The following is a 12,588-nucleotide window of genomic DNA, read 5'->3' as shown; positions in this document are numbered from 1 at the left end:
CCGGCCCCTCGATGCGAACGCTGGTGTCGCGCCAGGCTTGGTCGTCCGGGTCGGTGCCGTGCGGCTTAGGCGAGTTCTGGTACACTTCGCTGATGTTCGCCCCACCCGTGATGGCCACTCGGCCGTCGACGCAAAGAAGCTTGCGGTGGTCGCGCTTGTTGAGCGAGACGGGTACCCGCTCGTTTGGACGCAGTGGGTTGAATTCCAGTACCTGCACGCCGCCCTGCCGCAGGCGGTCAAACAGGGCTGCCGGGGTGTTGACGGCGCCCCAGGCGTCATAGATCAGATTAACTTCGACACCGCGCCTGCGTGCGGCCAGTAGTAACTCAGCAAACTGACCGCCTGCTTTCTCGTCGAACTCGTAGCTCTCCATGTCGATGCGGGTGCGGGCGGACCGGATGGCGTCCTCCAGGGCGGCGAAGATGGCTGGTCCGTCCACGAGCAGATCGACCCGATTGCCGGAGATGAACGGGACGCCCGCAAATCGCTCGCTCTGTTGACGCATGAGGTCGATGCTCTGGCCTGGGGCAGCGGCCGCTCTGGCAGCGAGCAAGTCCGGGCTTACGCCTGGAGTAGGAGCGCTGACACAAGCGTTCAACAGGACGGCGGTGAGTGACAGCAGAATACCGGCAGAGAGCTTCATGGTGCGAATTCGTAACGAATAGCGAAGCTGACCATAGTGCTGTTTCGCAACAAATGGTTGTGTTCGCTGTTTACAGAACACGGGGTATTGCGGCTTGAGTATACCCATCCGCCGAGTGCCGCCTGTTTTAAGGGGTGATCTTCGCTGACCTTAGCGACGCTCGTAAGGGCGGCGCAAAGGACGGGGGCGGGATGGAGATCATCACCGGGGTGGAGAGGCGGCGTTGCTGGCAAGCCGAGGACAAGGCGCGCGTGCTGGCCAAGGCGGCTGTGGAGCACGCCGTGGCCGCGGGCGGAGCCACGACGGACGCGGGCAGCCGCCTCGGCACGAAGGCGACGGGCGAGGCAATTGCGAAGCGGGTGCGCGAGGTGGCCGGACCAGCCTGATATGCCACCCTCCTACGGATAGGGGGCCGATCGCAGCAAGCGCCACTGAACGTCTGAAGCAAAAACAACCGAGGAACCAGGAATGCAGCGTCGTCACCTCCTCCGTGCTGGGCTCGCCCTGCCCACCCTCGTTCCAGCCGGTCCGGCAGGGGCCCAGAGCCTGCTGGATGGTTGGCCCAGTCGGCCAATCCACCTATTGTCCCCTATGCCTCCGGCGGATCAGGTCAACATCCCTGCCGGAAAACTCTCAAAACGTCCGGACCAGTTTCGAGGGTCAGGACCACACCTTCCTCCCTGCACTGCGCCCCTCTGACGCTTGAAGCGATGTGCATACGCTACAACAGGCAGCACAGCCGGATCCCCGAAATGTTCCGCGACCAAACAGTTAAGCGGCTGCTTTCCAGCCCAGGGCGGCGCGGACCCTGCCGCCCGGGGAAGCCCCGGGGAGGGCAGCGGCGCGGTTGGCAAGGGTGAGCAGCCTGGGGAGGTCGATACCGGTCCTTGTACCCATCCTGTGCAGCATCCAGACGAGGTCCTCAGTCGCTGTGTTCCCCGTGGCGCCAGGGGCGAACGGGCAGCCACCCAAGCCGCCGAAGGCTGCGTCGAAGTCACGGATGCCCGCGCGCCAGGCCGCCGCGGCATTAGCCAAGCCAAGCCCGTAAGTGTCGTGGCCATGAAACACCCAGCGCGTGGGGCCGCCCCAGCGCGCGAGGCATGCGGACGCGAGGGAGTGGACATGGTCCGGGTCTGCCCGGCCGGTCGTGTCGCAGAGCCCGACTTCGACATCCGGCCGGTGCGCCAGGATGCGGTCCAGGCGATCCAGCACCAGGGCCTCTTCCATGCGCCCGTCGAAGGGACAGTCGAAGGCGGTGGCGAGGTTTAGGCGGACGCGCACGCCTTCCGGCAGGCCCACCATGGCCCCGCCGTACTCGGCGATGGAGGTTTCCACGTCCCGCCGGACATTGCTGCGGTTGTGCGGCTCAGAGGCGGAGATGACGTAGACGAGGTGGCGCGCCCCGGCCGCCAGCGCCAAGGCCACGCCGCGGGCGTTCGGAACCAGCACCTGAGCGTCCAGCCCAGGCAGGTGGGCCGTGCGGCGCAGCACCTCCGCCGCGTCCCGCATCTGCGGGACGGCCGCCGGGTTCACGAAGGAGCCGATCTCGATCCGGCGCAGCCCGGCCGCGTGGGCCGCCTCGATCAGGGCCACCTTCTCGTCTGTCGGAATGAAGGGGCTGATGGGCTGGAAGCCGTCACGCGGCGCGACCTCGATGATGGTGGCCCTCACAGCACGCCCTCCTCTCTCAGCGCGGCGATGCGGTCTGGCGCGTAGCCGAGGATGCCGGCTAGCACTGCTTCGTTATTCGCGCCCACCACGGGGCCGGTGCTGCGCGGCGCGGCCGGCGTACCGTCCACGCGCGGCACCACGCCGGGATGCAGCGTCGGACCGATCAGCGGGTCCTCCACCGGCTGGACCATACCACGCTGGCGGAACTGCGCGTCGGCCGCGATGTCGGCCAGGGTGTAGACGCGGGTGGCTGGGATGTCGGCCCGAGCCAGCGTCTCATCGAGCGCCGCCGCGTCCAGCCCTGCCGCCCAGGCGCCAATCAGCGCGTCCAGCGCGGCACTGTTGGCGACGCGAGCCTGATTGCCGGTGAAGCGCGGGTCCTCGGCCAGCGCGGGCTGGCCCATCAGCGCCGCCAGCTTGCGGAAGAGCGGGTCGGAGTTCGCTGCGATCAGCACCCAGACTCCGTCCCGCGCCCGGTAGGCGTTAGAGGGCGCGGCCGTGGCGATGCCGCCGCCGGTGGGCTGGCGCACCGTCCCGAGTGTGCCGTATTCCGGCAATCCGCCCTCCAGCAGGCTCAGCACGGCTTCCGTCAGGGCGACGTCCACTTCGCCGCCCCGAACCGCGCCAAGCGCCGCGGCGCGGTCCCGCCGAAGCAGCGCGGCCACCACGCCGAAGGCGGCGTAGAGGCCCGCCACCGAATCCCCGAGGCTGACGCCAACGCGCACGGGCGGCAGGCCTGAGGTGCCGGGCGGATGGTCCGTCAAGTGGCGCAGCCCGCCGATCGCCTCCCCGATCACGCCGAACGCGGCGCGGTCGCGGTAGGGCCCGTCCTGGCCATAACCAGAGATCCGGGCGATCACCAAGTCCGGGCGGGCGCCGCGCAGCGCCGCCTCGTCCAGGCCGAGCCGCGCCAGCTGACCGGGGCGGAAGTTCTCGACCAGCGCGTCGCAGCCCCGCACGAGGTCCAGCACCACCTCCCGCGCCCCAGGCGCCTTTAGATCCAGGCTGATGCATGCCTTGTTGCGGGCGTGCACGCTCCACCAGGGGGCGTGGCCATTCACCTTCGCGCCCCACTGCCGCACCGGGTCGCCAGAGGGCGGCTCCACCTTGATCACCTCCGCGCCGAGATCCGCGAGGAGGCGGGTAGCGAAGGGGGCAGCAACGAAGTGGCCGAGCTCCAGCACCCGGACACCTGCCAGCGGCGCGTCGTTAACCTCTACCACCTGGGCGGTGCGGCGGGTTGCGTCTGTACCGTCCATGATCAATCCGCCTGAATGTTGCCGGCACGAACCACACGCGTCCACTCGTCCAGCTCCTCCGTCACGCGCTGGCCGAGTTCGGCAGGGGACATGATGCGGATCACCGCACCCTGCTCCTCCGCTTTGCGCCGGAACTCCGGCGTCCGCACCACGTCGTTGACCGCGGTGGTCAGGCGTTCCAACACCGGAGCTGGCGTCGCGGCCGGGGCGAAGACGGCGAACCACGCAACGATGGTGAGACCGGGCAGGCCGGACTCCGCGAGGGTGGGCACCTCCGGCAGGGCCGGGTGCCGCTCGGCCGAGGTGATGGCGAGTGCTCGCAGCGAGCCGTCCCGCACGAAGGGCATGAGAGGCGGCGGCGTGGTCATGAAAAGCTCCACCCGGCCGGCGAGGAGGTCCTGCGTTACCGGGCCGGTGCCGCGGTAGGGCACGTGCACCATGTCGATCCCGGCGCGCTGCTTCAGCAACTCCGTCCCCAGGTGCTGCAGCGATCCGCTGCCGGAGGACGCGTAGTTCAGTTTGCCCGGATTGGCCTTCGCGTAGGCGATCAGCTCAGCCAAGTTCTTCACGGGCACGCGCGGGTTGCAGAAGATGACCTGCGGGCTGTCCATGAGCAGGGCAACGGGCGCGAAGTCCTTCCGCACGTCGTAACCGAGGTTCGTCATCACCGCGGGCGTGCCGACGTGGTAGCCGGAGTACTGCACCAGCAGGGTCAGTCCGTCCGGCCGGGCCCGCGCCACCCAGCCCGTGCCGAGGGCACCGTTGGCGCCAGCGCGGTTCTCCACCACGACGGTCTGCCCCAGACGTTGGGACAGCGGCTCGGCCAACAGGCGCGCCGCGAAGTCCGTGGTGCCCGCGGGCGCTGTGGGGACCTCAAGGGTGATGCTGCCCGTAGAAGAGGATTGCGCCGAGGCGGTGTTAGCTTTGGTAGCAAGGGGGGGGGCTAGGCAGGCGAGGGCGTGGCGTCGGGTGAGGGGCATGGGCGGTCCTCCAGTTTGTTTGGCGGAGAGCTTGCCGCCGGCTTAGCCAGTCTTCCATTCCTCATTCGGCAAGGCAGGTTTCGCCTCTGCCGGGCGGGTCAGGTGCGCGACGAGGATGCGGGCGGCGGCCGATAGCGTCGCCGGGTCGCGGGTGCAGAGCACCAGGGGTCGGGCCGACCAGTTCTCCGCCAGCGGGCGGAGGGCGATCTGCATGGGCCCGGCATAGGGCTCGGCCGCGGTGGCGGGCAGGATGGCGACGCCGAGCCCGGCCTGCACCATGCGCCGCACGCCGTCGAAGCCGGACACCGTAACCCGTTCGTTCAGCGCGATGCCCTCCGCGGCAGCGTGCTGGCGGTAGAGCCGCTGGAGGGCCGTGGCCCCGGGCTGCGCGACGAAGGGAACGCCATCCAGGTCGGCCATGCGAATGGCGGCGCGGGCGAGCAGCGGGTGCCTCTCCGGCAGCACGACCAGCAGCCGATCCTCCCGCCAGGTGCGGCGGTGCAGGCCGGGGGTCGGCACCGTGCCGGAGACGAGGCCGAGATCGGCGACGCCGGTCTGCACGGCGTGGATGATGTCCTCCGTATAGCGCTCCTCCAGTGTCAGGCGGATGCCGGGATGGGCGGGGAGGAAGCCGGCCAGGGCCTCCGGCAGGAATCCCGAGACGGCGGACATGTTGACGTGGAGGCGCACGTGTCCCCGCTCGCCGGAAGCGAAGGCGTCCATGTCGGCGCCCAGGCGCTCGTAAATGCCAAATAGGGTGCCGAGATGAACCATCAGCGCCTCGCCGGCGGCGGTGGGGGTCACTCCGCGATCGTGGCGGCGGAGGAGGGCGGAGCCCAGCCTCGCCTCGAGCTCTGCGATTCGCCGGCTGGCGGCCGAGAGCGCGATCGCCTCCCGCTCTGCGGCGCGGGCGAGGCTGCGCTCCTCCACTGCGGCGCGGAAGAGCCGTAGGCTCGTCGCGTCTAGCAGGCGCGCGATGGCTCCCGCTCGCCGGTCTGCCGCCGCGTCCTGCCGCTTCGCCTCCGGCGGGAGTGGTTCTTCGTCCGTCGACATCGGCCGAGGATGGAGCGGTCCCTTGCCGAACTCAATTGCCACCGCCCGCGCCTATAGGGAGGCGTCGCCACAAATCTCTTCCCGTTAAGCTGCGTATGCAAAGCATGGAAGGCAGAGCAACCGTGCCACGACAAGGCATCGGATGCGCAAGGTGCGGTGTTCCCGCGAGGGCAGGGCGCTCCAGCGGCACCCAGGCTGCAGGCAGAGCTGTATGTCGCCTTCCTGGGGGATTCCGATCGAGCGCTGCCTGCCGCCGATCGCGCCAAGCAGACTGAACCGAGCGCTCCACGTCCGGGCGGCGCTGGCCAGCACCCTTGTTGCTGGGCTGGAGTTAGCACGGAACGGAAGCCTCAAACTGAGCCAGCACGAGGCGTTCGAAACCGTCAGCTTCAGCCCGTCTGTGAACCTTCCTGGTTAGCGCGCGTATGTTAGCCGCGGCCGGACGAGCGGGTTCCCCGCACTTCGTCCGACCTCCCGCCCAGGCAAGCCCATGCCGTTGAGCCCTTCAGCCGCCTTCGCCCCTCTCCGCCACCCCGCCTTCCGCGCGCTCTGGGTTGCCAACCTCGCCAGCAACACCGGTCTGTGGGTGCAGAACACGGGCGCCGGATGGCTGATGACCTCGCTGGCGCCTTCCCCGGTGATGGTCAGCCTGGTCCAGGCTGCCTCGATGCTCCCGGTCTTCCTCTTTGCCCTTCCTGGCGGTGCCCTGGCGGACATCCTGGACCGCAGGCTCACTCTCATCGGCGCTCAGCTCTGGATTGCCGTTGCCGGGCTGGTACTCGCCGTGCTGGCCGCGCTCGGTCTGCTTGGTGCATGGGGCTTGTTGGCCCTGACATTTGCCATCGGCGCGGGCACCGCCGTGATCTACCCGGCCTGGGCTGCGGCCACCCCCGAGTTGGTGCCACCTGAGGACCTCGTGCAAGCGGTCGCTTTGAACGGGGTTGGCTTCAACCTGGCTCGCGCGCTTGGCCCAGCGCTTGGCGGCTTCGTCATGGCGGCAGCTGGTCCTGCAGCTGCATTCTCGCTGAATGCCCTCGGCTTTCTTGCGCTACTGGTGGCGCTGATCACTTGGCGCAGGCCGGCGCCGCCTCGCACCGAGCTGCCACCGGAGCGGCTTCCATCTGCCGTACGAGCCGGGTTGCGCTTCGTCGCCGCCGCGCCGGGCATGCGGGCGGCCATTCTGCGCGCCTGCGCCTTTTTCTTCTTCGCCTCCGCGCTCTGGGCGCTTCTGCCGCTGGTGGTCCGCGAGGGGCTCGGGCTCGGGCCTGCCGCGTTCGGGGCCATGCTGGGCGTTGCCGGCCTTGGCGCCGTGGCAGCTGGGGTCATGCTGCCGGTGCTCAGAGAACGTGTTTCACAGGGGAGGCTGGTGTTCTTCGCGTCGCTGCTCGCCTATGCGGCCATGGCCCTGCTCGGCACCGCCCAGCACTGGGCAGTGGCGGTTCTGGCGCTGTTGCTCTTTGGCGCGGCTTGGCTCACGGCCGGTAGCACTTTGGGGGCAGCGGCTCAGATGACGGCGCCGGCCTGGGCCCGCGCTCGGGCTCTCGGAATTTATCACCTCGCCTTCTTCGGAGCGCTTGCACTTGGCTCCACTCTCTGGGGTTGGGTTGGGACCAGGGAAGGTGTGCCGGTCGCCCTTGGCATCTCCGCTGGAATAGGCGCCGTAATTGCGGTTGCCGTGCGACCCTGGCGCCTCGCAGGTTCCACGCAGGGCAGGGGGAGGTGGGCCAAGGCACTGGCAGCCGTGCCTCTGCCACGGCCCAGCGTCCCGTCCCCGGTACTCAAGGCGATGCTGCACGACGAATCTGGCCGGGTGCTGGAAGCAGTGCACTACCGGATAGACCCAGCCGACCGGGACACCTTCCTTGCGGCCATGAGGGAGGTACGCGAGGTCCGCTTGCGCGCGGGCGCCGCGGGTTGGAGGCTCTACCAGGACGTCGCCGAGCCTAACCGTTGGACAGAGCTCTGGGCGGTGGAGTCCTGGACCGAGCATCTGCGTCACACGATGCGGCTGGACGAAGCCGACCGATGGGCTCTCGCCCGGGCCGCCGCCTTGCACCGCGGCGGCGGCTCGCCAGAGACATCGCGCCACCTTAACGTCGAGCCGTAAACCGGAGGGAGATCCGACATCGGCTGCGCACCGTGCTTTGCGATCAGGCGCGGAGGCCACTGACGCGCCGTGCAACCGCCCCCTAATCCGCCCGGCGGCTAGCCGGCGAGCACCTGGAAAGCGAGCACCTAGAATCGGAGCCACGCGATATCGGCGTCACCGAAACCCTCGTTGTTCGCCAACGTCTCGGGCGGCCCGATCGCGTTCTATCATCTCTTACAGGCGGATTAGGCCTCGGCAGGGTTGGCCTTGCTGCGGAACGCCTCCATGCCGCGCTCCAACAGCATTCGTGCCCGTTCTGGGCCGCCCTGTCTCAGCGGTTCGAACTGCTTGCCCCGAAGTTGGTTATACTGCGCGAAGAAACCTTCAATCTCGCGCAGCAAATAGCGCGGAAGATCCTCGGCGGCTCTGATGTGCTCGTGGGTATGTGCATGAGTTGCCGCTGCGACGAGTCTGTCGTTGCGCATGCGTTGCCCGTCCCGCTCCTGCTGCTCAGCCTCGATCACGCCAAGCAGCCGCACGGTCACCAAGCATCCCACAACGACTGGGGCGTCCAAGAGGATCAGCACGTCAAGCGGATCGCCATCCTCACCCAGAGTCGAAGGTATGAAGCCGAAGTCATAAGGGAACGACATGCCCTCCGAGAGCACGCCGCCTAAGCGGAAAGTGCCCCAGCGGTCGTCATAGTTGTACTTGTTCCGGCTCCCCTTCGGTGTTTCGACCACAGCCATAATCTCCCCGGTTTCCGGGTCGAAGGTTGGCAGCCGAAACAGATTGTTGATCATCTCTCGACGATCCGGCATGGAGCGGCGCTCCTGGCGCAGATGAATGCAATATATCGGGTGGGGGTAGCGCTAGTTTCCCGCCTCCTCCTGCATGATCGGCCATGATCCTTAGGAGTTGCTTGGCTCGGCGCCAAGGATACTGCATGTCCCTCAAACGCGCCGGACCACATGGGGTCAACTGTGGGCGGCCTCGGCGTCCGGGAAGGCTTTCTTCGGAACAGCCATTGATTATCGTTAGGACGAGGCAGGATCCCAGGTCGTGGGCAAAGACATGAGCCTGAGCCAGTGCCGCTGGATGGGCGACACCTTCTCCCGCGGGGCGAGTGGCCGACACCATCTCTGCGCTTCAGGCCCCGATGGGAATGGGCAAAACATTCTTTGTGATCTGGTAAGCTCGAAGTTCATGTCCACCCACGTGCCGGCGCCGCCATTCGCGCGAAGCCGCGCTGAAGCACTCGGGCGCCAAAGCCGCACCCCGGGGCGTTCTTCACCACCTCGCGCCGCACGAAAGACTCAACAATCTCCTCAGTCTTGACCGCGGCCAGGTCGCAACCAGTGAATGCCACACCACAAGAGAGCGCGTATTCGAAGTGTGGCCCGATGCCGCCCAGGTCGCCACGCGGCCCGACCGCCCTTGAGCCACGGCCAACCGCCCTTCATCGTTAAACCCCCATGGCAGCGACTGGACGATCACCCTGGGGAACTCGGGATATCAGAACTGGCCATCTAAGCGCTCAGGTCCTCTAGCCGAAGACTCTGTCATGTACATGAGCAGCACTAACCGGCGTTAAAGAGACCAGCATCGCTACGTGCGATCCCGGCGCACTGTCAAAGGCAGGGCCGATGCTTCCTTTGTGGAGGCAGTTGCGGGCCTTCGTGTCTCGCACGCGGCGAAAGCCGCCAGCATATCCTTAGAGGCGGTTTTCACTACTACCTTGAGTTGAGAAACCCCGTTCCGGCGATCTGCTGACCCTTTCCTACCTTTGCAGCTTTGGCGCGGAGGGGAGAGGTGGACAGAAGGATCCTGGGGCTGATTGCGACAGCGATGGAGTGCTGCGAGGGAGGCCGCTCCCGCGGACGCGGCCACCCGCCTGCATCCTTGGTTTGCGTGCTCGCCACCCTCCGGCAGTTCGTGCGCGAGGGCACGCCTTGGCGGAGCCTGCGAGCCACGGCGGAGAAGGCGAGCGGCTCGACCCTGCGACGCTGCTTCGCGGCGTGGTCGCGCACGGGCCTGCTGGGGCGGGTGCATGCTTTGCTCGTCCGTATGCTTCGCAGCCATCCTGACCTGATCCTCGATAGTTGCTCGGTGCGGGTCAAGCGAGGTGGGGACCTGACTGACCCGAACCCGACCGACAGGGCCAAGAAGGGCAGCAAGTACCATGTCGCGACCACAGGGGACGGGTTGCCGGTGGCCTGCGCCGTCACGGGTGCCAACGTTCCTGACACCCTGCTGTTCGAACGCTTGTTCCTGGCTGCTTTCGCCGTCCTGACGCGCATCCGCACGGTTCTCGCGGACAAAGGCTATGACGCCGAGCGGCACCGCGAGCTCCGCCGCAAGCTTGGCGTCCGGCCCCGCATTCACAAGCGCGGAAGGGCACCTGGGTCAGGCTTGGGCAAACGGCGCTGGCCAGTGGAGCGCACAAACGCCTGGCTGTTGGAGAACAGGCGCTTGGCGCTGCGCTACGATCGCTGCGGCTTCATCATTCAGTCCCTGCTCCAGACCGCATGCATATTCCTGGTTGCAGGACGGCCCGCTCAGAAATTCTGAAAACCGCCTCTTAGGGAAACCCCGCCCCTTGAGACTCTTCCAATGTGCTTGCGCCCAAGTCATTCATTTCGAGAATACGAAGTGCGAGAATTGTAATCGCACTCTTGGATACCTCCCTGATCAGAACGCCCTTTGCGCCCTGGAGCCTGTCGCCGCCTTCAACGCCAGCGCGGCTGAATCATTGCGTCCGAGGTGGCGAATAGAATTGCCGCATGCAGCCTCCGGGCCGCGATCGACGTACCTGTGGTACACCCACACAGAGCCGACGCACCGGTATCGGTTCTGCATCAACGCGGAGATCCGAGCTTGTAACTGGCTGGTCGCCGAGGACGAAACCGACCGTTTTTGCAAGGCATGCCGACACAATCGGAACATTCCAGATCTCTCTGGCGCGGATAATCTGCGGCGCTGGCGACTGCTCGAGGTTGCCAAGCACCGGCTGTTCTACACTCTGCTTCGTCTCAAGCTGCCCCTCGTCACGCGCGACCAGGACCGTAATCACGGCCTGGCCTTCGACTTTTTGGCTGCCCCACTCGACGGGCAGGGAACCAAGGTGACGACAGGGCACGATGACGGGCTGATTACCGTCTCGGTGTCTGAAGCTGACGACGCGGAACGCGAGCGCATGCGTCTCGCGATGGGTGAGAACTATCGCACCCTTCTCGGGCACTTTCGCCACCGCTCAGGGTGCTGGCCTCTTCCACGCAGCCGGACTTGCTGGTCACTGACGTTGGACTGCCGAACGGGATGAACGGCCGGCAGGTGGCCGAGGCGGCGCGCGAGCAATTTCCGGGGCTACCGGTGCTGTTCATCACCGGTTACGCCGGCACGCCGCTGCCGACCGGCATCGAGGTCATCGGCAAGCCCTTTGAACTCGACGTCCTGGCGCAGCGGGTGCAGGCGCTCCTAGCGGCCGGGCGGGACGAGCAAGGCGCAGGAGCCGAGCCGCACGCGTAGGAGAGCGGAAGCGGTAAATCTGCCCTGTCCACACAGCCGAACACTCAGGCACGCGCAACCGCCAGCCCGCAGTGTCGTTTCGATTGTAACGCGAGCGGGTGGGCCTGGAGGCGGGCTCGGCAAGTTGGTCCTCATGGGGTCGCGCCCCTTACGACCATGCCCGCTGCCTCTCTTCCAGGCTTGGGCGGCACCCCTTGTTGGTGGCGCGCTGCACTTCGGCGCCGATGGCAGGCTCGCCCACTTCGGCCAGCCGCTTTGCTGTCGACGCGGCAGCGCGGGTCAGTCCGATCTCAGCGAGCGTCGGTGAGTGAATGTCGCCGATCGCGACATTGTCCCATCGATCCTTGGCGGCGACCTAGCCCTGCTCCTGCGCCGCCTTCAACTCGGCGCAAGGCCGGCTTTGAACTTCTGTTTGAGACGCGGTGTCGGCGCGTCGTTTGCCTTGTATTATCACGTAAAAGTGAGCTACTGCTGAGACGCCATGCTTGGCGCACGAAGGAGCCCGTCGCCGAATGTCCGACATGCTGTTCGAGTTGATGTGCGCTGTGGCCGCCTCCGGCGCCACGCTCCTGACCCTTATTGGTGGGGGTCTCTGGCTGGAGCTGAGCCGCCGGCGCGACGTCCGACGGCGGCAGGCAGCCCGGCCCGCATAGTGCCAGCGGCGCGGGGGGCAGTGCTATTCCGGCCCATGCCTTCAAACACACCAGCTGCCCACAACCCCGCATCGTAAAGCCCGCGAACGGTGAGAGGGGGCCGGTCTATGACTACCGCGGTGCCGTCATCTTCTCGAACGAGAAGAGCACCGTCTTCAACTTTAGCCTGGAGGGCTTCCCCCACGGGCCAAACAGCTTCTGGGGAGGCATTGGGCACATCGGGGAGGTCGTGCGCTTGGTCGACGCCTGGCTCGACACGGAGAAGTTGTCAGCGCCGTACGTTCTCAGCAGGTGAGGGGCGCTGGCTAGGCGCCTCCACGAAGCGGCCGGCCAGTGACGTAGCACGCTCGGATCTACGAGCCGCTACTCATCTCCTCGACAACCAGTATCGCAGGCCACGAGAAGGGCGACGAACTCGCTGAGCAGTTCATCTGCCTGGGTGAGGCGCTCTGCTCGGGCGTACTCGGCCAAGGCTTCTGCGGCCTCGAGGGCGAGCGCTAGTCGATCTCCTGGGGAACCAGGATCGTACAGGCTTCCGCAATCCTCGACCATCAGACGCTCCCGTTAAGACAGCTGGCCTCTTTGTGTGTTCGTTTTGAGATCATAATTGTTTAGACGAGTGGTTAATGGAGAGTAAATCGCATTTTGTAACATTAGCAACGGTCGAAGCTGGCCAGGGTTGTGGAGCCACTCGTGAAAGGGCGTCTTAGAT

Annotated in this window: 12 protein-coding genes; 6 read left to right on the top strand and 6 right to left on the bottom strand. The window is 66.7% G+C overall.

What is annotated here, in order from left to right; genetic code table 11:
• Positions 1-643, bottom strand: a 643-nt coding sequence (locus tag BO39_RS27795) for a phospholipase D-like domain-containing protein (protein WP_043839905.1), incomplete at its 3' end; no start/stop codon positions are given.
• Between the two features lie 191 nt (positions 644-834).
• On the opposite strand from BO39_RS27795, the gene BO39_RS27790 reads away from it, so the two are divergent.
• Positions 835-1,029 carry a hypothetical protein gene (locus BO39_RS27790; protein WP_043839896.1) on the top strand — a complete coding sequence of 65 codons (195 nt, stop codon included), beginning with the start codon at positions 835-837 and terminating at the stop codon, positions 1,027-1,029.
• A gap of 385 nt (positions 1,030-1,414) precedes the next feature.
• On the opposite strand, the gene BO39_RS27785 is transcribed toward BO39_RS27790, so the two are convergent.
• The 4 genes from BO39_RS27785 to BO39_RS27770 are packed head-to-tail and all read right to left on the bottom strand — an operon-like array spanning position 1,415 to position 5,606.
• Positions 1,415-2,314, bottom strand: coding sequence for a hydroxymethylglutaryl-CoA lyase (locus BO39_RS27785; RefSeq protein ID WP_043839894.1), 900 nt, complete (start codon positions 2,312-2,314; stop codon positions 1,415-1,417).
• On the bottom strand, positions 2,311-3,573 hold the full coding sequence (locus BO39_RS27780) for a CaiB/BaiF CoA transferase family protein (RefSeq protein WP_043839892.1): 1,263 nt from the start codon (positions 3,571-3,573) through the stop codon (positions 2,311-2,313). Before BO39_RS27780 ends, BO39_RS27785 begins: the two co-directional genes overlap by 4 nt.
• 2 nt (positions 3,574-3,575) lie before the next feature.
• Positions 3,576-4,553: a Bug family tripartite tricarboxylate transporter substrate binding protein gene (locus BO39_RS27775; protein WP_043839890.1), complete on the bottom strand. Its 978-nt coding sequence runs from the start codon at positions 4,551-4,553 to the stop codon at positions 3,576-3,578.
• A gap of 42 nt (positions 4,554-4,595) precedes the next feature.
• Positions 4,596-5,606 carry a LysR family transcriptional regulator gene (locus tag BO39_RS27770; protein WP_052402959.1) on the bottom strand — a complete coding sequence of 337 codons (1,011 nt, stop codon included), beginning with the start codon at positions 5,604-5,606 and terminating at the stop codon, positions 4,596-4,598.
• 490 nt (positions 5,607-6,096) lie between these two features.
• Here BO39_RS27770 and BO39_RS27765 point away from each other — a divergent pair, with 490 nt between their 5' ends.
• Positions 6,097-7,713 (top strand): MFS transporter, encoded by a 1,617-nt coding sequence (locus tag BO39_RS27765; RefSeq protein WP_043839888.1) that lies wholly within the window; start codon positions 6,097-6,099, stop codon positions 7,711-7,713.
• A 227-nt stretch (positions 7,714-7,940) separates the two neighbouring features.
• On the opposite strand, the gene BO39_RS27760 is transcribed toward BO39_RS27765, so the two are convergent.
• Positions 7,941-8,516: an inorganic diphosphatase gene (locus BO39_RS27760; protein ID WP_084698627.1), complete on the bottom strand. Its 576-nt coding sequence runs from the start codon at positions 8,514-8,516 to the stop codon at positions 7,941-7,943.
• A gap of 1,027 nt (positions 8,517-9,543) precedes the next feature.
• On the opposite strand from BO39_RS27760, the gene BO39_RS27755 reads away from it, so the two are divergent.
• The 4 genes from BO39_RS27755 to BO39_RS33325 all read left to right on the top strand — a co-directional run bounded on the left by BO39_RS27755 (position 9,544) and on the right by BO39_RS33325 (position 11,876).
• Positions 9,544-10,266, top strand: coding sequence for an IS5 family transposase (locus tag BO39_RS27755; protein WP_052402958.1), 723 nt, complete (start codon positions 9,544-9,546; stop codon positions 10,264-10,266).
• On the top strand, positions 10,238-11,017 hold the full coding sequence (locus BO39_RS33330; RefSeq protein ID WP_245615447.1) for a putative zinc-binding metallopeptidase: 780 nt from the start codon (positions 10,238-10,240) through the stop codon (positions 11,015-11,017). Before BO39_RS27755 ends, BO39_RS33330 begins: the two co-directional genes overlap by 29 nt.
• Positions 10,981-11,223, top strand: coding sequence for a response regulator (locus BO39_RS27750; protein ID WP_169742877.1), 243 nt, complete (start codon positions 10,981-10,983; stop codon positions 11,221-11,223). The genes BO39_RS33330 and BO39_RS27750 overlap by 37 nt, the downstream gene beginning before the upstream one ends.
• A 512-nt stretch (positions 11,224-11,735) precedes the next feature.
• Positions 11,736-11,876 carry a hypothetical protein gene (locus BO39_RS33325; protein ID WP_156964052.1) on the top strand — a complete coding sequence of 47 codons (141 nt, stop codon included), beginning with the start codon at positions 11,736-11,738 and terminating at the stop codon, positions 11,874-11,876.
• Positions 11,877-12,588: the final 712 nt, after the last annotated feature.

Origin of the sequence: Roseomonas aerilata DSM 19363 (assembly GCF_000711725.1) — a bacterium.
In the GTDB taxonomy this organism is placed as follows: domain Bacteria; phylum Pseudomonadota; class Alphaproteobacteria; order Acetobacterales; family Acetobacteraceae; genus Roseomonas; species Roseomonas aerilata.
The sequence above is the reverse complement of the archived record's forward strand: the minus strand, read 5'-3'. Positions and strand labels throughout refer to the sequence as shown.